At 66.8% G+C, this 20,056-nt stretch carries 21 protein-coding genes; 19 read left to right on the forward strand and 2 right to left on the reverse strand.

Annotated elements, in window-relative coordinates; all coding sequences use genetic code 11:
• Positions 1-11: 11 nt before the first annotated feature.
• Positions 12-857, reverse strand: a complete 846-nt coding sequence (locus GXN78_RS31600; RefSeq protein ID WP_106554587.1) for a GntR family transcriptional regulator — start codon at positions 855-857, stop codon at positions 12-14.
• Between the two features lie 176 nt (positions 858-1,033).
• Here GXN78_RS31600 and GXN78_RS31605 point away from each other — a divergent pair, with 176 nt between their 5' ends.
• From GXN78_RS31605 to GXN78_RS31680, 16 genes are all read left to right on the forward strand, one after another.
• Entirely contained in the window at positions 1,034-2,215 is a 1,182-nt protein-coding gene (locus tag GXN78_RS31605; RefSeq protein ID WP_239143044.1) for a CoA transferase, read from the forward strand.
• Complete coding sequence (locus GXN78_RS31610) at positions 2,212-3,030, forward strand: enoyl-CoA hydratase/isomerase family protein (RefSeq protein WP_106554585.1); 819 nt, start codon at positions 2,212-2,214, stop codon at positions 3,028-3,030. The genes GXN78_RS31605 and GXN78_RS31610 overlap by 4 nt, the downstream gene beginning before the upstream one ends.
• 1 nt (position 3,031) lies before the next feature.
• Positions 3,032-3,433 carry a nuclear transport factor 2 family protein gene (locus GXN78_RS31615; RefSeq protein ID WP_164256005.1) on the forward strand — a complete coding sequence of 134 codons (402 nt, stop codon included), beginning with the start codon at positions 3,032-3,034 and terminating at the stop codon, positions 3,431-3,433.
• Between the two features lie 68 nt (positions 3,434-3,501).
• On the forward strand, positions 3,502-4,998 hold the full coding sequence (locus GXN78_RS31620; RefSeq protein WP_106554583.1) for an aldehyde dehydrogenase family protein: 1,497 nt from the start codon (positions 3,502-3,504) through the stop codon (positions 4,996-4,998).
• Between the two features lie 21 nt (positions 4,999-5,019).
• Entirely contained in the window at positions 5,020-5,865 is an 846-nt protein-coding gene (locus GXN78_RS31625; protein WP_106554582.1) for a fumarylacetoacetate hydrolase family protein, read from the forward strand.
• Between the two features lie 50 nt (positions 5,866-5,915).
• Complete coding sequence (locus GXN78_RS31630) at positions 5,916-7,034, forward strand: ABC transporter substrate-binding protein (protein WP_106554581.1); 1,119 nt, start codon at positions 5,916-5,918, stop codon at positions 7,032-7,034.
• Between the two features lie 20 nt (positions 7,035-7,054).
• The gene (locus GXN78_RS31635) at positions 7,055-7,996 is read left to right on the forward strand and encodes a VOC family protein (protein WP_106554580.1); all 942 of its coding nucleotides are present in this window, start codon (positions 7,055-7,057) and stop codon (positions 7,994-7,996) included.
• 7 nt (positions 7,997-8,003) lie between these two features.
• Complete coding sequence (locus GXN78_RS31640) at positions 8,004-8,891, forward strand: branched-chain amino acid ABC transporter permease (RefSeq protein ID WP_106554579.1); 888 nt, start codon at positions 8,004-8,006, stop codon at positions 8,889-8,891.
• 1 nt (position 8,892) lies between these two features.
• On the forward strand, positions 8,893-9,837 hold the full coding sequence (locus GXN78_RS31645) for a branched-chain amino acid ABC transporter permease (RefSeq protein WP_106554578.1): 945 nt from the start codon (positions 8,893-8,895) through the stop codon (positions 9,835-9,837).
• Positions 9,830-10,591, forward strand: coding sequence for an ABC transporter ATP-binding protein (locus GXN78_RS31650; RefSeq protein WP_106554577.1), 762 nt, complete (start codon positions 9,830-9,832; stop codon positions 10,589-10,591). Before GXN78_RS31645 ends, GXN78_RS31650 begins: the two co-directional genes overlap by 8 nt.
• A 4-nt stretch (positions 10,592-10,595) precedes the next feature.
• The gene (locus GXN78_RS31655) at positions 10,596-11,363 is read left to right on the forward strand and encodes an ABC transporter ATP-binding protein (protein WP_106554576.1); all 768 of its coding nucleotides are present in this window, start codon (positions 10,596-10,598) and stop codon (positions 11,361-11,363) included.
• Complete coding sequence (locus tag GXN78_RS31660; RefSeq protein WP_106554575.1) at positions 11,360-12,349, forward strand: zinc-binding dehydrogenase; 990 nt, start codon at positions 11,360-11,362, stop codon at positions 12,347-12,349. The genes GXN78_RS31655 and GXN78_RS31660 overlap by 4 nt, the downstream gene beginning before the upstream one ends.
• Positions 12,350-12,388: 39 nt before the next feature.
• Positions 12,389-13,378: a zinc-binding dehydrogenase gene (locus GXN78_RS31665; protein WP_106554574.1), complete on the forward strand. Its 990-nt coding sequence runs from the start codon at positions 12,389-12,391 to the stop codon at positions 13,376-13,378.
• Position 13,379: 1 nt separating this feature from the next.
• Positions 13,380-14,213, forward strand: a complete 834-nt coding sequence (locus tag GXN78_RS31670) for an SDR family oxidoreductase (protein ID WP_106554573.1) — start codon at positions 13,380-13,382, stop codon at positions 14,211-14,213.
• Positions 14,210-14,785 carry a malonic semialdehyde reductase gene (locus GXN78_RS31675; protein ID WP_106554572.1) on the forward strand — a complete coding sequence of 192 codons (576 nt, stop codon included), beginning with the start codon at positions 14,210-14,212 and terminating at the stop codon, positions 14,783-14,785. The genes GXN78_RS31670 and GXN78_RS31675 overlap by 4 nt, the downstream gene beginning before the upstream one ends.
• Positions 14,786-14,826: 41 nt before the next feature.
• Complete coding sequence (locus GXN78_RS31680) at positions 14,827-15,762, forward strand: tripartite tricarboxylate transporter substrate binding protein (protein WP_343231041.1); 936 nt, start codon at positions 14,827-14,829, stop codon at positions 15,760-15,762.
• 54 nt (positions 15,763-15,816) lie between these two features.
• Here the strand turns inward: GXN78_RS31680 and GXN78_RS31685 are convergent, their stop codons facing one another.
• Positions 15,817-16,698, reverse strand: a complete 882-nt coding sequence (locus GXN78_RS31685) for a LysR substrate-binding domain-containing protein (protein WP_106554570.1) — start codon at positions 16,696-16,698, stop codon at positions 15,817-15,819.
• A gap of 140 nt (positions 16,699-16,838) precedes the next feature.
• Between GXN78_RS31685 and leuC the strand changes: the two genes are divergently transcribed.
• The 3 genes from leuC to leuB are packed head-to-tail and all read left to right on the forward strand — an operon-like array spanning position 16,839 to position 20,023.
• Positions 16,839-18,269, forward strand: a complete 1,431-nt coding sequence (gene leuC / locus GXN78_RS31690) for a 3-isopropylmalate dehydratase large subunit (RefSeq protein WP_106554569.1) — start codon at positions 16,839-16,841, stop codon at positions 18,267-18,269.
• On the forward strand, positions 18,266-18,889 hold the full coding sequence (leuD, locus tag GXN78_RS31695) for a 3-isopropylmalate dehydratase small subunit (protein ID WP_106554568.1): 624 nt from the start codon (positions 18,266-18,268) through the stop codon (positions 18,887-18,889). Before leuC ends, leuD begins: the two co-directional genes overlap by 4 nt.
• A gap of 33 nt (positions 18,890-18,922) precedes the next feature.
• Positions 18,923-20,023, forward strand: a complete 1,101-nt coding sequence (gene leuB, locus GXN78_RS31700; protein ID WP_164256009.1) for a 3-isopropylmalate dehydrogenase — start codon at positions 18,923-18,925, stop codon at positions 20,021-20,023.
• The last annotated feature ends 33 nt before the right edge of the window (positions 20,024-20,056 follow it).

Below are 20,056 nucleotides of genomic sequence, written 5' to 3' on the forward strand. Positions count from 1 at the left end.
TCGGCAAATTCTCATCTGAGCGCAGAGCGCGCCACCTTCTTGGCGCGCGAGGTACCGGCGTTGCTCCCGGGTCGGCGTGATGCTGCGGGAGGCACGCTGACCATCAAGGCGGCCGCGGCATCGGTTCGTTGCCGTTCTGCCGTCGTTTTGCCCGGGTAAGCCTCGACTTCAGAAGCCAGCAACTGCCGGGGCACGGTGGAGACGAAATCCCTGAAGTCGCGGCCGCCGATGGAGATGTGGTCGATCATCAACTGGCCGGCGGCAGTGGCGTCTCCCGCCAGGATGGCCTCGAGGATGCGCGCGTGCTCTTCGCGCGAGCGCCGGATGCGGGACTGGTTCTGGAAAACGCTTTGTCGATAGGCCTGCGTGCGGCGACGAATGTGGGCGATCTCGAGCATCAGCGCTTCATTGCGGCAAGCGCGATAGAGGATCTCGTGGAACTCGGCGTTCGCGCGCCCATAGGCCTGCGCATCGAGCGTGGTTTCGAACACCTCGCTGGAGTCATGAACTTGCCGGAGTGCAGCCAGGTCCTCGGCGCTGATGCGCCGGGTTGCCAGCTTGGCGCAGGCGCCTTCCAGTTCGGCGAGAAGTTCCAGCAAGTTGGCCAGCTCCGGGATCGACAACCGGGACACGTAGATGCCCGCGCGCGGCGCGATGGATACCAGCCCACGTACCGACAGCTGCAGCAGCGCCTCTCGCACCGGCGTACGAGACACGCCGAAGCGCTGCGCCAGTGCTTCTTCATCCAGCGCGTCTCCCGGCATCAGCGCGCCGTTGCTGATGTCGTGCTCGAGCTGTTGACGGACTGACTCGGACGCACTGAGCTTTCGAGCGGAAGAGGGGGCTTCGGAGTGCATAAGCGGGCAGACGGATCTGGAAGTCGCAGTCGGTGCAGTTTAGCCGCTCAGCACATCAGTTAGCCCTGTTATCACGTCATTTCTAGGAATAGATATATCTCACGTTGACATTGATGTACGTGACAGGTAATCTGGAAGAAATTTCGGAGACGAAAGGTTCCTGCATGAAACCGGTGATGAACGAGGGCGCTCTGCGGCGCTTCAGGGTGATCGACCTCAGCCAGGTGCGCGCAGGGCCCACCTGTGTGAAGCAGTTGGCTGACTTCGGCTCGGACGTGATCAAGGTGGAGCCGCCCGCCGGCGTCCAGCGCGGCGAGCTGTATGTCGGCGCTCGGGATGGGGCCGACATGCAAAACCTTCACCGCAACAAACGCTCGATCACGCTGGACCTGAAGTCGCCCCGCGGCCGCGAGGTGCTGTTGAGGCTGGTGCGCACCGCCGACGTCGTGGTGGAGAACTTTCGGCCGGACGTCAAGAACCGCCTGGGGATCGACTACGCCGCGCTCAGCGCGGTCAATCCGAAGGTGGTGCTCGTCAGCATCTCGGGCTTCGGCCAGGACGGCCCCTACCAGCGCAGGCCGGGCTTCGACCAGGTGCTGCAAGGGATGTGCGGCCTGATGAGCACCACCGGGGCGCCGCAGGGCGAGCCGATGCGCGCAGGCGCGGCCGTCATCGACGTGACGGCGGGCCTCTACGCGGCGCTCGGTGCCATGACCGCGCTGCTCGAGCGCGAGGCCAGCGGCCGCGGCCAGTGGGTGCAGATCTCCCTTCTGCACACGGGTATCGGGCTGATGGACTTTCAGGCGGCCCGCTACCTGGTCGACGGTACCGTGGCCGGGCGGGTCGGCAACGACCATCCCACCAGCATGCCCACCTCCGCCTATCCGACGCGCGACGGCTACCTGAACGTTGGCGCCGGCGGCGATGCCATGTGGCGGGCGCTCTGTGGCGCCATCGGGCAGCCGGAGCTGGCCTTGCGGCCCGAGTTCGCGAGCGACCCAGACCGGGTGCGCAACCGGGCCGAACTCAACCGCATCCTGGGCGAGGCCTTCAGCGCCCGACGCACCGACGAGTGGGTGGAGGCGCTGGACGCCGCCGACGTGCCATGCGGGCCGATCTACAGCATGGACCAGGTCTTCGATGACCCGCAGGTCCGGCACTGCGGCATCGCCGCGCCGGTGCGGCACCCGCAGCGCGGCATGCTGCACCTGATCTCGCAGGTGGTGGGGCTGACGCGAACGCCCGCGCGCATCGCCGCGACGCTGGAGGACAAGGGCGGCAGCACCGTGGAGTTGCTCGGCGAACTGGGCTTCAACGCGGGCGAGGTCGAGCGGATGCAAGCCGAGGGGGTGGTATGAGCCAACCGAGTGGGACGTTCGAGGCAGAAGGGCCCGAGAGCAACGGTCCTCCGTCGCTGCACGTGGAAGGGCGCATCGCCACCCTGCGGCTGCGGCGCCCTGCAAGGGCCAATCGCATCGAGGCCGGCGACATCGCCGTGCTGCGTGCCCACTGTCTTGCGCTGCGCGCAGCGACCGATGTGCGCGCAGTCGTGCTCACCGGCACCGGCCGGCATTTCAGTGCCGGATACGACATTGGCTCGGTGCTGCGGACGCTGGGGGCCGGGCAGGCATCGTCAGCCGGCGGCAACGCCTTCGCCGACATGGTGGACGCGGTCGAGGCGCTGCCGCAGGTCACCGTGTGCGCGCTCAACGGCGGCGTCTTCGGCGGCGCCACCGATCTGGCGCTGGCGTGCGACTTCCGTTATGGCGTGCCGCAGACGCGCATGTTCATGCCGGCGGCCCGGCTGGGGCTGCACTACTACCCGAGCGGCCTGCGACGCTATGTATCGCGGCTGGGACTCAACGCGGCCAAGCGCCTGTTCCTGCTGGCCGAGGAGCTCGAGGCGCCGGAGTTGCAGGACATCGGCTACCTCGACGCGATCGTGCCGCCGAATGAGCTGATGCCGCTGGCGCTGGCAACCGCGCAGACTGCAGCGGCCCACGCGCCGCTGGCCAGCGCCGGCATGAAGACGGCGCTCAACGCGCTCGCGCATGGCGTATGGGATGCCGATGCGGTGGCGCTTGCCGAGGCCGCCTGCCTGCGTTCGGCCGATCTGCGCGAGGGCGTGGCGGCCTGGGCCGAAAAGCGCGTTCCACAGTTCAACGGACATTGACATGCCACATCGCGACGACATTCCCGCGCTCCTCCTCGAACTGCAGGCAAGGCGCCATCGCGCCATGGTCGAAGCCGATCTCGAAACGCTCGATGTCTTGCTGGACGACACGCTCTCTTACACCCACTCCGACGCCTCGCGCGACAGCAAGAACAGCTATCTCGCCAAGGTCCGCGGTGGCGCCATGCGCTACGCCGAGGTGTCTTCGGGCGAAGAAGAAGTCCTGGTCCTGAGCGACGCCGCCGCGTGCGTGTTGGGTCGCATGCAGCTCGCAGGCGCGATCGCGGGCGCGCCCAGGCGTTTCGACAACCGCTTCCTCGCGGTCTGGGTGCGCCGCGGCGCGCAATGGAAGCTTGCTGCGTTTCAGCCGACGCCTGTGACGTCGACTACGGGTTCTCGATAGTTGCATACACTCCGTGGCAATCTAATATATCAACCAGTCAATTTGATATCTTAATCGGACGACATGACATGAGCTTATCCATTTCTTCGGCCGATCAGGTGCGCGCGACGGCCAGCCGGCTCGACAGCCGCCTCTTGATCGACGGCTTGCTCGTCGCCGCGCAGAGCGGACGGGCCTTCGAGGTTCGCCATCCAGCCACGGGGGAACTGGTTGCAAAGGCGGCCGATGCCGGGGTCGCCGACGTCGAGGCAGCGGTTGCGAGTGCGGTGCGTGCGCAACCTGCCTGGGCGGCGCTGCCTGCGCGCGAGCGCGGCAAGCGCCTGATCGCGGCATCGCAACTGCTGGGCGCGCATGCAGACGAACTCGCCATGCTGATCGCGCTGGAGTCCGGCAAGGCGCTGCGTACCGAGTGCCGGCCGGAAGCGGCCAATGTGGCTGACGTGCTGCAGTTCTTCGGTGGCCTTGCGAGCGAGCTCAAGGGCGAGACCGTGCCTTTGCATTCGAAGGTGCTGGCCTACACGGTGCGCGAGCCCATCGGCGTGGTGGCCGCCGTGTTGCCCTGGAATGTGCCGCTGATGCTGATGGCGGTGAAGATCGCGCCGGCACTGGCGGCCGGGAATGCCGTCATCGTGAAGAGCGCCGAGGAGACGCCGCTCGCCGTGCTGCGCGCCGCAGAACTGCTGAACGAGGTGCTGCCCAAGGGTGTGCTCAACGTGCTGTCGGGCGATGGCCCGGGCTGTGGCGCGCCGCTGGTGGCGCACCCGCAGGTGGGCAAGGTCACTTTCACCGGCTCGGTGGAGACCGGCAGGCTGATCTACGGTGCCGCAGCAGCCAAGCTGGTCCCGGTCACGCTGGAACTGGGCGGCAAGAGCCCGATGCTGGTGATGGCCGATGCCGATCTCGACCAGGCGATCGAAGGGGCGGTGGTCGGCATGCGCTTCACGCGCCAGGGCCAGAGCTGCACGGCCGCCTCGCGCATGCTGGTGCACCGCAGCCTGCACGACGCATTCGTCGTGCGGTTGAAGGCGCGGGTGGATCGCCTGCTCATCGGCGATCCGCTAGACGAGCGCACCGACGTGGGCGCGATCATTTCCCGGCCGCAGTTCGACAAGGTGCTGGGCTACATCGAGCTGGGTCGCAACGTGCCAGGCGCGGTCGCGCATGACTGCTGCTCGTTGCCGGCCGATGCCCGATTTGCGGATGGCCTGTTCGTGCGCCCGGTGATCTTCACGGGGCTGGACAACCGAAGCCGGCTGGCGCGCGAGGAAATTTTCGGCCCGGTCACCTGCGTCATTCCCTTCGACACCGAGGAGGAGGCGCTTGCCATGGCGAACGACAGCGACTTCGGATTGGCCGCGAGCGTGTGGACGCGCGACCTGGCGACCGCGCTGCGCGCCGTCGACGCGCTGCAGGCCGGCTTCGTCCAGGTCAACCAAGCCCAGGTGGCGGGCCCCAATATTTCCTATGGCGGCTTCAAGCAATCGGGTCTTGGCAAGGAGCTGACGCTCGAATCGATGCTCGAGCACTTCACGCGCTCCAAGAGCGTGCTCATCAACTTCATATAGACGACTCGGAGAACCACCATCATGAAGCTATTGCGCTACGGCCCGCCGGGCCAGGAACGACCGGGACTGCTCGATGCGCAGGGACGCATCCGCGCGCTCTCGCCCGCCATCGCCGACCTCACGCCGGAGGTGATCTCACCGGAAGGCCTGGCCGTGCTGGCCGCGCTGGACCCGGAGCGCCTGCCGCTGGTGGAGGGCAGCCCGCGCCTGGCCGCACCCGTGGCCGGCGTGCGCCAGTTCTTCGCGGTCGGCCTGAACTACAAGGGCCACATTGCCGAATCGGGGCTGCCGCAGCCGAGCGAGCCGATGCTGTTCAACAAGGCGATCACCTCGATCTGCGGCCCCAACGACGACATCCTGATGCCGCGCGGCTCCAAGGCCACCGACTGGGAAGTCGAACTGGGCGTCGTGATCGGCAAGCTGACCGCCAATGTCAGTGAAAGCGATGCGCTGGACCATGTGGCCGGCTACTGTGCCGCGAACGATCTTTCGGAGCGCGACTGGCAGTTGAGCCGCGGCGGGCAGTTCGTCAAGGGCAAGAGCGCGCCGACCTTCGGCGCCCTCGGCCCGTGGCTGGTCACCAAGGACGAGATCGCCGACCCGCAGGAGGTGGATCTGCGATTGGACGTCAATGGCGTGCTGCGCCAGCAAGCCAGCACCGCGGAGATGGTGTTCGGCGTGCGCCAGATCGTCGCGCACATCTCGAGCGTGCTGACGCTGCTGCCGGGTGACGTGATCGTCACCGGGACGCCGGCCGGCGTGGGTGGCGGCATGAAGCCGCCGGTGTATCTGAAGGCGGGCGACGTGATCACGATCGACTCGCCGCAGCTGGGACGGCAGCGCCAGCGCGTCGTGGCCGTCGAGTAACGCCGCAACATCGAGCAACGCCGAAGACGAACAAGTACCGGAGACAAACCATGACAGCCTTCCCCCATCCAGCAGCGGTCCTGGTGGCCGCCTCGCTGTTCGCCTGCGCGCTGTCGGCGCAGGCACAGCAGCCGCCCTTGAAACTCGGCGTGATCGTCGCCGCCACCGGCCCGGCCGCGGCGCTCGGCACCGCGGCGCGCAGCGGTGCGCTCCTGGCGCAGAAGCAGCTCAACGCGGCCGGCGGGCGGCAGGTGCAGCTGCTGCTTCGCGACGACGCAACCAACCCCGACACCGCGCTGACGCATGCGAACGAGCTGGTGCGCGGCGAGAAGGTCGACGTCGTCATCGCCTTGACGACAACGGCAAGCTCCATCGCCGTGGGCGGCGTCACAAGCGCCGGGCCGACGCCGCAGATCTCGCTGTCGGGCATCGGCGCCACCATCGAGCGCGAGCGCAAGTGCGTCGTCCACCTGGCCTGGAGCCAGGACGTCAATGCCAAGGCGTTTCTCGGCTACGCGCGCGGCGCAGACCTGAAGAAGATGGGCGTTCTGTACGACTCGGCATGGGGCACGCTGGTCTACAACGAGCTGAAGCGCCACGCGCCGGCCTACGGCATAGAACTGGTCGGCGCCGAGAAGTTCGAGCAGGGCGCGACGGAGGCCACCACCCAGGCGGCCAAGCTCAAGGCCGCACGGCCCGACGTGGTGGCGGTGATCGCGAACACGGCGGTGCCGTACCGCGACCTGCGCCGACTGCAGATGACGCAACCCATCATCGGCGCCGCGACGGCAGCGTCGTACGAGGCCGTGAATGCGATGGGCAGCGCTGCCGACAACATCGTGCTGCCCGAATACATCGTCTCGGAATCGCCGACGGCGCGGCAGAAGCCCTTCGTCGAGATGTACCGCAAGGAATACGGCGCGTTGCCCAAGGGTCCGGCGCTGATCGGTTGGGATGCGGTGCAGATCGCCTCGGAACTGGTGCGCCGGGTCGGCCCGAACGCCACGGGGGCCCAGTTGTGCGCCGCGATCCGCAGCAAGTTCGATGGCGTGAGCTACGAGTACGACTTTGCGGCGGACGATCTCAACGGACTGCGTCCCTCGCAACTCGTCTTCTCGAAGCTGGTGGGCGGCAAGTTCGTGCCGGTCGACGTCAGGATTGCCGATTGAGCGCCGGCGGAGACATCATCATGCCCATCATCAAAGCGACCGACCTGGCCTACGCGCGGGTGCGGGTACCCGATCTCGACAGAGCCGAGGCGTTCATGAACGACTTCGGGCTCTTGCGATCCGCGCGCACCGACAAGGCGCTCTACATGCGAGGGGCGTGCGGCGACCATCACATCTATGTGGCCGAGCTCGGACCTTCGAAATTCCTCTCGCTGGCTTTCGTTGCCGGAAGCGAGGACGACCTGAGGAGAATTGCAGGACTGCTCGGTGCCTCTGACGTGGAGACCATCGAGGAGCCCGGCGGTGGCCGACGTGTCCGGATCCAGGACCCCGACGGCAACACGATCGAGGTTGTGCATGGCATCGAACGCGTGCAGCCGATCGACTGCCGGTGCCAGCCCCTCAACGACGCCAGGGACGGGCTGCGCCGCGCGGGCACCCCGGCGCGCCACGAAAAGGGGCCCGCCAGGGTGCTGCGCCTGGGACATGGCGTGCTCGCAAGCCCGAACATGGCGCCCATGCTGGCCTGGTACCGCGAAACGCTCGGTCTCCTGCTCAGCGACGAAGTCCGGGGACCGGACAACGAGATCGTGCTGTCGTTCAACCGCCTCGATCGCGGCGCCGAGTACGTCGACCATCATGTATTCCTGCTCCAGCACGGCCCAAGCTCCGGGTTGAACCACGTCGCGTTCGAGGTCCAGGATTTCGATGACCTGATGCTCGGCCACGAGCACATGAAGGCGCGTGCACACGACAGCGTTTGGGGAGTCGGGCGCCACGTCTACGGCGCCCAGATCTTCGATTACTGGATGGACCCGTTCGATTTCATGTACGAACACTGGACCGATACCGACCGCATGAACGCCGACTTCCGCGGGGTGCTCGACGGCACGATCGAGAGCGCCAACGGTCCCTGGGGGGCGCAGGTTCCCGAGCGTTTCTTCACGCATTCGCACGAGTAGACGTCCCATGACCACCAGCCTGCTGATTCAGGCGCTGATTGCCGGCGTCACGAACGGCTTCGTCTATGCCCTGGTCGGCATGGGCCTGGCCGTCATCTTCAAGGGCAGTCACGTCATCAATGCGGCGCAGGGCGACTGCGCCGTGATCGGCGCGATCACTGCAGTGCTGCTGCTGAGCCAGGCCGGCGTTCCGTACCTTCTGTCGGTGCTCGGCGGCGGGCTGGCGGGCGCGCTGATCTGCGCGGCGATCGATATCTTCTTCGTGCGCCGCATGAAGCAACGCGGTGCGGGCGAAGAGTCCTACCTGCTGCTGACCATCGGCGTGGCGCTGACGCTTTCGGCTGCGCTGCTGTTCTTCCTCGGGCGAGACAGCTATGGCCTGCCGGCGCTGGGCGGCGACCGGGTGTTCCTGCTGATGGATGCGGTGCTGGTCGAGCACGCGGCATGGCTGGTCGGTGGCGGTCTGGCGCTGACCGTGGGCCTGCAGCTGTTCTACAGGCACACGACGCTCGGCCTGTCGATGATGGCGGCATCGATCGACGCGGAAGGCGCGGCCACGATCGGCATCGACGTCCGACGGATGCGCACCTTGAGTTTTGCGATGGGCGGTCTGCTCGGCGCGTTTGCGGGCATCCTGGTCGCGCCGCTGGTGGCGATGGACTATCACGTGGGCATGAGCCTGACGCTGAAGGGCTTCGCGGCTGCCATCCTCGGCGGGCTCGCAAATCCTCTGGGCGCGGTGGTCGGCGGACTGACGATTGCACTCCTCGAGGCGTTCGCGATCAGCTTTGTCTCCTCGAGCTACAAGGACGTGATCGCCTTCAGCCTGCTGATCGTCATCATGATAGCCTTGCCGCACGGCATGCTCGGCCGGGCCGGTCGGGCAGGGGGCTGAGATGAAGCCCGTCAAGTCCATCTCGCCCGCCTGGGTTGTGCCGGTGATGCTGCTGTGGGCGGGATTGCCGCTGGTGCTTTCGCACGCCTTCACCGACCTGCTGGTCTTCACCGGCCTCTACTACATCGCCGGCCTCGGCGTCGGTCTGGCGCTCGGCCAATGCGGCATCGTCAACCTGGGTCAGGCGCTGTTCTTCGGCATCGGCGCCTATGCCAGCGCCGCGCTGTCCACCCGCGGAATGCCGATCATCGTCGGGGCGATGGTGGGGATCGCGATCGCCGCGGCCATCGCGGGCGTGCTGGGCTGGACCATCCTGCGCCTGCACGGCTATTTCCTCGGGCTGGCAACACTGGCGCTGGGCATCATCGGCTACACGCTGTTCTTCGAATGGGACTGGCTCACGGGCGGCAGCCTCGGGATCGGCGGCATACCCAAGCCCGTGCTCCTCGGCCTGGCGATCGACAGCGCGCCGAAGTTCTACTACCTGGTGTGGCTGGTGGCATTCGCCGTCACCTGGATGGCGCACAACCTGATTCACGGGCAAACCGGCCTGCTTCTGCGCGCCGGCCGCGACAGCGGCGAGGCCTCCGTCAGCCTGGGCATCCGGCTGCGGGCGATGCGCACGGCGGTATTCGCACTGTGCGCAATGCTCGGCAGCCTCGCGGGATCGCTGTTCGCGCACTACGCCAGCTTCGTGAGCGTGGACAGCTTCGGGCTGACGAAATCGCTCATCTTCCTGCTGGTGCCGGTGCTGGGCGGCATGCGTTCCACGGGCGGAATGCTGGTCGGTGCGCTGTTCGTCAGCTTTGTCCCGTACTTCCTGAGCCGGCTCGGCGATGTACACCAGATCCTGTTCGGCCTCACGATGACCGCGGTGGTGGTGCTGCTGCCGAACGGGCTGTTCGGCTTGCTGGCGGCAGCCTTCAGGCGGAGGCTTCATGGCTGAATCCGCCTTGCTGCAGGTGCGCGGCCTCGGCCACAGCTTTGGCGCCGTCAAGGTGCTGAGCAACGTCAACCTGGAGGTGCCGCATGGCGGCCTGGTCGGGTTGATCGGCCCCAATGGCTCGGGCAAGACCACGCTGTTCAATCTGATCTCGGGCTACATCCATCCGCTGGCCGGCGAGGTGCGATTCGACGGTCGCTGCATGGCCGGCGTGCCGGTCGAGGGACGCAGCCGTGGCGGACTGGTTCGTACCTTCCAGACCCCACGCGTCTTCGAATCCATGACGGTGCTGGAGAACATCATGGCCGGCTGCGCCAAGACCGAGGGAGCCGGCATGCTGGCAGAGATGCTTGCGCTGCCCGATGCGCGGCGCGCGCGGCGGCAGATGCAGGAGGCAGCCAGCGAGGTCTGCGCGCGCTTCGAACTGTGGCCGCTGCGCAATGCGCCGACCAAGACGCTGCCCGCGGGCCAGCGCAGAGTGCTGGAGATCGCCCGTGCGGTGGTGGGCAAGCCACGGCTGCTGATGCTGGATGAGCCCTCGTCGGGCCTGAACGACGACGAGGTCAGGACCCTGGAACACTGGATCGGCCAGTTGCGCGACGACGGCATTGCGATCCTGCTCGTCTCGCACGACATGGAGCTCATGGGCAGCGTCGACACCGCGCACCTCCTCTACAACGGCGAGTTGCTGGTCAGCGGCGACATGGCGAGCTTGCAGAACGATTCCAGGGTGCGCGATGTCTACCTCGGCGCCTGATGCCATGCTGACCATCGATTCGTTGAGCGCCGGCTATGGCGCGCTCACCATCCTGCAGGGCGTGTCGATGCGGGTCGAGGCGGGAGAGGCCGTTGCCGTGGTGGGCCCGAACGGTGCCGGCAAGACGACGCTGGTGCGCGCCTTGTGCGGGCTGATTCCCGCGACCGGCGGCCGTCTCGCGAAAGACGGTACGGACCTGGGTGCGACGCCGGCCACGCAGCGGCCGGCACGCGGACTCGCCGTGGTGCTGGAGGGCCGGCATCTCTTCGGGGAACTGACGGTGCGCGAGAACCTGGTGCTTGCCGAGCGCCACGGCCTCGGAACGCGCAAGGACCATCGGCGCTTCAGCCTGGACGAGGTGATGGCGCTGTTTCCCATCCTAGACGAGAGGCGCCGGCAGCGGGTTCAACTTCTCAGCGGCGGACAGCAGCAGATGGTGGCCATCGGCCGCGCGCTGCTGCTGCAGCCCGACCTGCTGATCATGGACGAGCCGTCCACGGGCCTGGCGCCCAAGGTCTTCAAGGACATCCAGGTGGTGTTTGACACGCTGCGCAGCCGTCGCGTGGGCCTGCTCCTCATCGAGCAGAACGTGCGCATCGCAGCCGCTGCCACCGAGCGCGCCTACGTCATGGCGATGGGACGCGTGATCGACGAGCTGCATGGCGTCGACTGGCAGCAGGCCGTTGGCAGCGATCGCCTCGCGCGCGCCTACCTCGGAGGCCATTCCGAAGCCCGGTCCACACCCATTCCCGAAAGGAGAGCCGTTGCATGAAAGCCGTCCAGATGAGGGAGCCCGGCGGGCCCGAGGTCCTCAAACTCGTGGAGCGGCCGATGCCCACGCCCGGCCCGGGCGAGGTGCTGGTCAAGATTCACGCGATCGGCGTCTCCTACGCCGACACGCTGGTGCGCAGCGGCACGCACCTGTGGATGCCGCAGATGCCCTACGTGCCGGGCAACGAGGCCACCGGACACGTGGTGGACGCCAACGGTTCGAGCCGACTGAAGAACGGCCAGCCGGTGTTCTTCACCAGTTGGGACATCGGCTTCGCGGGCGGGCTGTACGCGGAATACATCGTCGTGCGCGAGCAGGCGCCCTGGCTGCTGCCCGAGGGGGTGGACCTGGACGATGCCGCCACCTTGTTCAACTACCTGGTCGGCTGGATCCTGCTGCACAACGGTGCGCGCGGCGCCGAGACCGGCACGGTGTTCCTGCACGGCGCGGCCGGTGGCATGGGAACGACGCTCGCCGAGCTTTGCCGGCTCGCCGGGTCGACCGTCATCGGCGCCGCCGGCGGCGAGCCCAAATGCACCTTCCTGCGCGAGCGCGGTGTGGCCCACGCGATCGACAGCCGGACCGATTCGGTGGTCGAACGCGTGCTGGAGATCACTGAAGGCCGGGGCGCCGACATCATCTTCAACCATGTGGCCGGCAACACTTTTGTGCAGGACATGAAGATGCTGGCGCCCCTGGGACTGATCGTCTCGTACGCAGCGTTGGAGGGCATGCCCGATCGCGACCTGTTCACCGACATGCGCGCGCACATCGACCGCAGTCCCGCCATCCGCGTGATCGCCACCCATGTGTTCGGAAAGACGCCCAAGGTGCTGCATGAGGCCTGCGCCGCGGTGATCGACCTGTTGGCCGAGCGGCAGATATCACCGGCGATCCAGGCGCGCCTGCCGCTGGCGCAGGCCGGCGAGGCCCATCGCATGCTCGAGTCGCGCGAGTCGATGGGAAAGATTCTTCTCAAGCCCTGACACACCGCGGTCAGCCATCTTCATCAAGGAGTTCCCGATATGAAAGCAGTACAGATGTCCGAGACCGGTGGTCCGGAAGTCCTGCGAGTGATCGAAGTGCCCACGCCCGTGCTCAAGCCGGGCGAGGTTCTGGTCAGGACCCATGCGATCGGCGTCGCGTTTCCGGATCTGCTCGTGCGCAGCGGCCGCTACCCGTGGATGCCGAAGCTGCCTTACGTTCCTGGCAACGAAGTGAGCGGCCATGTGGTCGACGCCAACGGGTCGTCGCGCCTGAAGAACGATCAGCCGGTGTTCTTCACGAGCTGGGACATGGGTTTCGCGGGCGGCCTGTACGCCGAGTACGTGGCAGTGCGCGAACAGGCGCCCTGGGTGCTGCCGCCCGGCATCGATCTGGACGAAGCCGCATCGCTTTTCAACTACATCGTGGCCTGGCTGCTCCTGCACCACGGCGCGCGCGGCGCGGAAACCCGTTGCGTGCTGCTCCACGGCGCGTCCGGCGGCATGGGCACCGCCCTGGCCGAGCTTGCGAAGCTGGATGGCTCGACCGTGATCGGCACCGCGGGCAGCGACGAGAAGTGCGCGTTCCTCAAGACACGCGGCGTCGACCATGCGCTGAACTACAAGAACGGGCCGCTGCCTGAAAGGGTGCTCGAGCTGACGGAGGGGCGAGGGGTGGACATTGTCTTCAATCACCTTGCCGGCAACTCCTTCGTCGAGGACATGAAGATGCTCGCGCCGCTCGGCCTGATCGTCTCCTACGCCGCGCTCGGCGGCATGCCCGACGTGGACCTGTTCCGCGGCATGCGCGCGAACATCGACCGAAGCCCGGCGCTGCGCGTGATCGGCACGCACGTGTTCGACAAGATGCCGCAGGTCCGCGACAACGCATGCAAGGCGGTGATCGCGTTGCTCGCCGATGGCAGGATCGCGCCGGCCATCACCACCCGACTGCCGCTGACGGAGGCGCCGCGCGCGCACCAGATGATGGAGTCTCGTGAATCCATCGGCAAGATCCTGCTGAAGCCTTGAAATGAAGATCAACCTCGACTACAGCGGCCGTCACGTCTTCGTGTTCGGCGGAACCACGGGCATCAACTTCGGTGTGGCACAGGCCTTCGCGCGCCAGGGCGCGGCGGCCACCGTTGCCAGCCGCAGCGAGGACAACGTGAATGCCGCAGTGACCCTCCTCGAAGAGCAGAGCGCACAGGTGCTCGGCGTGTGTGCGGACGTACGAAACTTCGACGCCGTTGGCCAGGCCTTCGAGCACGCCGTCGCACGCTTCGGTCCCGTTGACGTGCTGGTGTCTGGTGCGGCGGGCAACTTCCTGTGCGAGGCCAGCAGCATGTCCTCCAATGGCTTCAGGACCGTGGTGGACATCGACCTCGTCGGCACCTTTCACGTGTTGCGCCAGGCCCACCGGCACCTGCGGCGCCCGGGCGGTTCGGTGATCAACATCACGGCACCGCAGGCGAGCATCCCGATGCGCTACCAGGCGCACTGCGGTGCAGCCAAGGCCGGCGTCGATCAGCTCACTCGCATCCTCGCTCTCGAGTGGGGTTCCGAGGGCCTGCGCATCAACGCCATATCGCCCGGCCCCATCGACGGCACCGAGGGGGTGCGGCGGCTGATGGCCCCCAGCGCCGAGGCGAGGCGTGCCGCAGTCGACGCGGTGCCCTTGAAGCGACTGGGCACGCTCGACGACATCGCGAACCTCGCGCTCTTCCTCGGCTCGCCGCATGCCGGCTACATCTCGGGCGCGGTCATCCCATGCGACGGCGGCGGCGCGCTGGAGAGCGTCAAGCCGACGCTCGAGGCGGCGGGCCGGGCCGCCGCTTCCGCCTCACACGAACAGGGCACACGATGAACCTCACCATCGAACAACTCTTCACCGAAGCCCGTACGCAGAACGGCTACCGGGACGTACCGATTGCAGACGACACGCTGCGCCAGCTGTACGACATCGTCAAATGGGGGCCGACATCGGCCAACTGCTCGCCAGCGCGCTTCTTGTTCGTGCGCACGCCCGAAGCCCGGCAGCGGCTGATCGCCTGCGTGAGCCCAGGCAATGCCGAGAAGGTGCGGCAGGCGCCGGTGACGGCGATCATCGGCATGGACATGACGTTCTACGATCATTTGCCGAGGCTGTTTCCGCACACCGATGCGCGTCAGTGGTTCGCGAACAATCCAAGCAAGGTGGCGGAGACCGCGTTTCGCAACAGCAGCCTGCAAGGCGGCTATTTCATCCTGGCCGCGCGCGCGTTGGGGCTCGATTGCGGACCCATGAGCGGCTTCGACGTGGCCAAGGTCGACGAAGCGATGTGGGCGGGCACCCCGGTGAGGACCAACTTCCTGTGCACGCTGGGCGCCGGGGATCCGGAGAAGCTCTTCCCGCGCAGCCCGCGGCTTGCATTCGAAGAGGCGTGCCGATTTCTGTAGATGGAACTGACATGGGACTGCTTCGAATCTGGATCGCGTTGGTGCTTGCCGGGCTGCAAGGGCTCTCGGTCGCGCAAACGTATCCGGACAGGCCGATATCGCTGGTCGTCGGCTTCCCGCCTGGCGGTGGTGCCGAAGGCGTCGCACGCCTCATTTCGGAGGCACTCGGACGCGAACTCCAGCAGCCTGTCATCCATGACTACAAGCCGGGCGCAGGTACCTCGATCGCAGCGGCGTTCGCAGCGCGTGCGGCGCCTGACGGTTACACGCTGTACTTGAGCACCGGCGGCCACTACGGGGCGGACAAGGTGCTCTACAAGGGAGTCACTTACAGCGGTGCCAGCTTCACGCCGATCGCGGGGCTGGTTCGTTCTCCGCTGATCGTCGCTGTCAACACCGCCAGCGGCATCGAATCCACTGAAGAGCTGCTGGCTCGCGCTCGCGCCGACCCCAGGCAGATCTTCTATGCATCGTCCGGCGCCGGCGTGCCCACGCACCTGGCAGGGCTGCTGCTGGTCAATGCCAGCGGGGTCAGGATGACGCACGTGCCGTACAAGGGTGGGGCCTTGGCGGTGCAGGCCGTCGCTGCCGGCGATGCTCAGGTCACCTTCGCGACGCCGCCTTCTGTCCTCCCCCTGGCCAAGACGGGCAAGGTGAGGATGATCGCCGTCACCTCCAGGGAGCGGTCGCCGTTGTTCCCCGATCTTCCGGCTGTCGCCGAAGCCGGTGTGCCCGACTATGACTACACCTACGGACTCGGTCTGTATGGACCGGCCAACCTTCCCCGGGCCATCGTCGACCGCATCGCGGCGGCGACGCTCAAGATCCTGTCCGATCCGGAGCTCAGGGCGAAATTGGCCGCCGGCGGCAACGAGCCGGCGCCGAGCGCCAACGCGAGCGAGTTTGCCCGATGGGCCGAGGCGGACGGCAAGCGGCAAAAGGAGCTGACGCAGCAGGCTGGTGCCGCGATCCAGTGACAGCCCGGACGCGGAAGGCGGATCCGACCAGGCCTGCGCGTTCGCCTGAGGAGACTATTCGCCGGCCTCGGCCACGATCCATTCCCTGAAAGCTCGGGCAAGCGATGACTCCTTCTTGCCGGGCCGCACCTCGAAGAAGTAGCCGGATCCGACGGTCGTCAAGTCGCTCAGCCGCACGAGACTGCGCGCAACAAGGAGCGGCTCCACGAAGACCAGTTCAGCGCACACGGCGCCAAAGCCGTGCATGGCGGCCTTGTATGCCATTGCGGAGGAACCGAACAGGTAGCGGGGTTGCGCTGCATCCGGCTGCAAGCCCGCGGCGTGGAACCAGCGCAGCCAGTCGTTGCTCTTGTTGATCGAACTGAGCAAGGGCCAGCCCATGAGATCCGCCGGGATCGGTGTGACGCCTTGCACGAGCGACGGTGCACACACGGGGCTGATCTCGCTGTCGAAGAGATGCGTGCCACGCTCATTCCAGCCGCCGATGCTGGCGTATATCGAGACGTCGGCACTGTCCGTGTCCCAATCGGTCTCCTCCAGGGAACTCGTGAGCTGGATGCTGGCGTCCGGATGCGCATCGCGAAATCTCCCAAGACGCGGCATCAGCCAGTACTCGGCAAATGTCGGCAGCGCGTGGATGTGGAGATTGCGGTCACGGGCCGGCGTGGCCACTCCTCTGGATGCCTTTTCGATGGCCGACAGTGCCGCGGCAATCTGCGCAAGATAGTCGGCCCCATCCGCGGTCAGTCGAACGTCGTTGTGGCCTCTCTGAAAGAGAGTGACCCCCAGAAATTCCTCGAGATTGGTGACGTGGCGGCTGATGGCGCCGGGGCTGACGAACATCTCCTCAGCGGCAGCGGTGAAGCCACCCAGGCGGGCGGCGGCTTCGAAGGCCTTGAGCGCATTGAGCGGCGGGAGCTTGCGGCGGGCGGACATGAATTTCCAGAATTGCGGCTTCGATCCTACGTCGAGATCCGGCGCACGGCCAGGAATGCGCGGGTCTGCCCAGCATTTGGTGGGTCCAGCCTCAACTTTCTGTCGTGTTCAATTCGAGGCGCCTTCTCTACAGTGGCGCCATGCCAGCCACCTCTTCCAAACGCCTACGGACGCTGTTCGACAAGATCTGGGATGCGCATGTAGTCACACGTAGCGGCGACGATTGTCTTCTCCACGTGGACAAGCACATCCTCCATGAGGGCGCCACGCCCTTGGCATTCTCGGCGCTGCGCTTTTCGGATCGCCGCGTGCGGCATCCCGAAACGATGATGGGGGTGATCGACCACACGATCGCGACGCGCGACCGAGGTCTCGTGCCACCGGAGCCTCAAGCGAAGGCCATGATGGACGCGTTCCATCGGGACACCTCGGAATACGGCATCACGATCTTTGACGAAACCGATCCGCGCCAGGGCATCGTCCACGTCGTCGGTCCCGAACAGGGCTACAGCATGCCGGGCTCGGTCATCGTCTGCGGCGACAGCCACACCTCGACCAACGGTGCGTTTGGTGCTTTTGCGTTCGGCATCGGGACCTCCGAGGTCGAGCACGTATTCGCCACCCGAACGCTGTGGCGGCGCAAGCCCGCCAACATGCTTGTGCGAGTGGAAGGCTGCCTGCCCCATGGCGTCGGCGCAAAGGACTTGGCGCTGTCCGTGATCGGGCGGGTCGGCGTCGCGGGAGGGACGGGTCATGTGATCGAGTTCGCAGGCTCGACCATCCGGGCGCTCTCGATGGAAGGTCGCATGACCCTTTGCAACATGGCCATCGAGGCCGGTGCCCGCGCAGGCCTCATCGCCCCCGACGACGTCACTTTCGAGTATCTCCGCGGCCGACCGTTGGCGCCGGAGGGATCGGATTGGGACCTGGCGCTGGCGCACTGGCAGGGCTTGCCCAGCGATGAAGGCGCGACCTATGAGCGGGTCGTGGAGATCGAGGCGAACACTCTGCGACCCATGGTCACCTGGGGCACGACACCGCAGGACAGCGTTGCAGTCGATGGCGTAGTGCCCGACCCGGCCCAGCAGCCGGATCCGGCGCGCCGGTTCGCCATGCAGCGCGCCCTCGAATACATGGGCCTCGAGGCGGGCATGGCCGTCGCGGACATCCGCGTCGATCACGTCTTCATCGGCTCCTGCACCAACGGGCGGTTGGAGGATCTGCGCGTGGCCGCGTCGCTCGTGGAAGGAAGGCACGTGGCCGATGGCGTGACGGCGATCGTCGTGCCGGGGTCGGGCCTGGTGAAGGCGCATGCGGAAGCCGAGGGGCTGGCCGACATATTTCGCACGGCCGGCTTCGAATGGCGGGCCCCGGGCTGCTCCCTGTGCCTGGCCATGAACGGCGATGTCCTTCAACCCGGGGAGCGCTGCGCCTCGACGTCAAACCGGAACTTCGAAGGGCGGCAGGGTCGCGATGCCCGCACCCATCTGGTGAGTCCGGCCACCGCGGCCGCCGCGGCGTTGACCGGGCGGCTTGCGTACCCGATCGCGGACCAGGAGGGCGCGCGATGAAGCCATTCACCGTTCTTGCGGGCAGAGCCATTCCCATGGCCGAAGACAACATCGATACGGACCAGCTGTGTCCGAAGCAGCACCTTCTGCGCCTGGAGAAGACGGGTTTCGATCGCGCGCTCTTTTCGGACAAGCGCTTCGATGCGAACGGCGTCGAGCGGCCGGACTTCATCCTCAATCGTCCGCCATGGCGCCACGGCTCGATCCTGATCGCGGGCGACAACTTCGGTTGCGGTTCGAGCCGCGAGCACGCGGTCTGGGCGCTCGTGCAATGGGGCATCCGCTGTGTCATCGCTCCCAGCTTCGGCGACATCTTCCTCCAGAACAGTATCAACAGCGGCCTGCTGGCGATCCGTCTGCCGAAGGAGAAGGTGAACAGCCTTGTCGGCGACGCCCTGAGCGAGCCGGGCGCGAACTGGACGATCGACCTGTCCGCGCAGGCCATCCTGCCGCCGCGAGGCGAGAGCGTGGCTTTCGAGATCGACTCCACGCGCAAGGAGCGCCTGCTCCTCGGCCTCGACGAAATTGCGCTCACGCTGCGGCACCAGCCAGACATCGATGCGTTCGAAGTGCGCCAGCGTCGCGAGGCGCCATGGCTGTGGCGCGCGACGCGGCCCTGAGATTTTCCAATCCATTCTTCCGAGGAGAAATACTTGCCAACCCAACGATTGCTTCTTCTGCCCGGCGACGGCGTGGGGCCCGAGATCTTCGCGGCCCTCGAACCCGTCATCGCATGGGTCCAGTCCTCGATGGATCTGGAGGTGAGCCGGGCGCAGTGCGGCTACGGCGCCTGGCTTGCGCAGAAGGAGACGCTTCCGCGCCGGGTACTGGCCGAGGCCATGGCGTCCGACGCCGTTCTCTTCGGTTCCGAGGACAACGAAGCCTTCTCCTCCCTGCCTCCTTCCGAGCGGCCCGCATCGGCATTGCTCGAGCTGCGGCAGACGATGGGCGTCTTCGCGAACCTGCGTCCGATTCGCGTCGCGCGCAGCCTCGTGGACAATTCACCGCTCAAGCCCGAGGTCGTCGAGGGCGCGGACCTGGTCATCGTCCGCGAACTGCTCGGCGGTCTCTATTTCGGAACCCCGCGCGGCGTGGAGACGCTGGCCGACGGACGCCGCCGCGGCGTCGACAGCCTCGTCTATTTCTCCGACGAGATCGAACGCGTCGCCCGTGCGGCCTTCGAGCTCGCGCGCACGCGGCGCTCGAAGCTCTGCTCCGTCGACAAGGGCAACGTACTGGCCAGCGGCGCGCTGTGGCGCGACGTGGTGGCGGCGATGGGGCGCGCCGAGTATCCGGATGTCGAGCTCAGCCACATGTACGTGGACAACTGCGCCATGCAGCTCGTGCGCCGGCCCACGCAGTTCGATGTCATCGTGACGGAGAACACCTTCGGCGACATCCTCTCGGATTGCGCCGCCATGATCTCGGGCTCGCTCGGCATGCTGCCGTCGGCATCGCTCTCGGCGCCGGACGCATCCGGCAGGCGGCGCGGTCTGTACGAGCCGATCCACGGGTCCGCGCCGGACATCGCGGGGAAGAATCTTGCCAATCCCATCGGCACCGTCAGCAGCCTCGCACTTGCACTCGAGCACTCGCTGCATGCGCCCGAGCTTGCATCCCGCCTGAACGCCGCGATCGACGGCGTGCTCGACGCCGGCATACGCACCCGCGACCTCGGCGGCGACGGCAGCACGGGCACGCGGGAGATGGCCCGCGCGATCGCGGACCGGCTGCCGCTGTCGCAGCCGGCTTGAGACCAGGGGCCGGGACCCCTCGACAAAACGAAA

Origin of the sequence: Variovorax sp. WS11 (assembly GCF_010499245.1) — a bacterium.
Taxonomy (GTDB): domain Bacteria; phylum Pseudomonadota; class Gammaproteobacteria; order Burkholderiales; family Burkholderiaceae_C; genus Variovorax.

Bases quoted from the DNA above. Each gene is read 5' to 3' on its own strand.
- GXN78_RS31645 (WP_106554578.1), top strand. From the start codon at position 8,893: ATGAAGCCCGTCAAGTCCATCTCGCCCGCCTGGGTTGTGCCGGTGATG.
- leuC (WP_106554569.1), top strand. From the start codon at position 16,839: ATGCCAGCCACCTCTTCCAAACGCCTACGGACGCTGTTCGACAAGATC.
- GXN78_RS31670 (WP_106554573.1), top strand. From the start codon at position 13,380: ATGAAGATCAACCTCGACTACAGCGGCCGTCACGTCTTCGTGTTCGGC.
- GXN78_RS31665 (WP_106554574.1), top strand. From the start codon at position 12,389: ATGAAAGCAGTACAGATGTCCGAGACCGGTGGTCCGGAAGTCCTGCGA.
- GXN78_RS31655 (WP_106554576.1), top strand. From the start codon at position 10,596: ATGCTGACCATCGATTCGTTGAGCGCCGGCTATGGCGCGCTCACCATC.
- GXN78_RS31650 (WP_106554577.1), top strand. From the start codon at position 9,830: ATGGCTGAATCCGCCTTGCTGCAGGTGCGCGGCCTCGGCCACAGCTTT.
- GXN78_RS31635 (WP_106554580.1), top strand. From the start codon at position 7,055: ATGCCCATCATCAAAGCGACCGACCTGGCCTACGCGCGGGTGCGGGTA.
- GXN78_RS31620 (WP_106554583.1), top strand. From the start codon at position 3,502: ATGAGCTTATCCATTTCTTCGGCCGATCAGGTGCGCGCGACGGCCAGC.
- GXN78_RS31625 (WP_106554582.1), top strand. From the start codon at position 5,020: ATGAAGCTATTGCGCTACGGCCCGCCGGGCCAGGAACGACCGGGACTG.
- GXN78_RS31640 (WP_106554579.1), top strand. From the start codon at position 8,004: ATGACCACCAGCCTGCTGATTCAGGCGCTGATTGCCGGCGTCACGAAC.
- GXN78_RS31600 (WP_106554587.1), bottom strand. From the start codon at position 857: ATGCACTCCGAAGCCCCCTCTTCCGCTCGAAAGCTCAGTGCGTCCGAG.
- GXN78_RS31675 (WP_106554572.1), top strand. From the start codon at position 14,210: ATGAACCTCACCATCGAACAACTCTTCACCGAAGCCCGTACGCAGAAC.
- GXN78_RS31605 (WP_239143044.1), top strand. From the start codon at position 1,034: ATGAACGAGGGCGCTCTGCGGCGCTTCAGGGTGATCGACCTCAGCCAG.
- GXN78_RS31615 (WP_164256005.1), top strand. From the start codon at position 3,032: ATGCCACATCGCGACGACATTCCCGCGCTCCTCCTCGAACTGCAGGCA.
- GXN78_RS31660 (WP_106554575.1), top strand. From the start codon at position 11,360: ATGAAAGCCGTCCAGATGAGGGAGCCCGGCGGGCCCGAGGTCCTCAAA.
- leuD (WP_106554568.1), top strand. From the start codon at position 18,266: ATGAAGCCATTCACCGTTCTTGCGGGCAGAGCCATTCCCATGGCCGAA.
- GXN78_RS31685 (WP_106554570.1), bottom strand. From the start codon at position 16,698: ATGTCCGCCCGCCGCAAGCTCCCGCCGCTCAATGCGCTCAAGGCCTTC.
- GXN78_RS31610 (WP_106554585.1), top strand. From the start codon at position 2,212: ATGAGCCAACCGAGTGGGACGTTCGAGGCAGAAGGGCCCGAGAGCAAC.
- GXN78_RS31630 (WP_106554581.1), top strand. From the start codon at position 5,916: ATGACAGCCTTCCCCCATCCAGCAGCGGTCCTGGTGGCCGCCTCGCTG.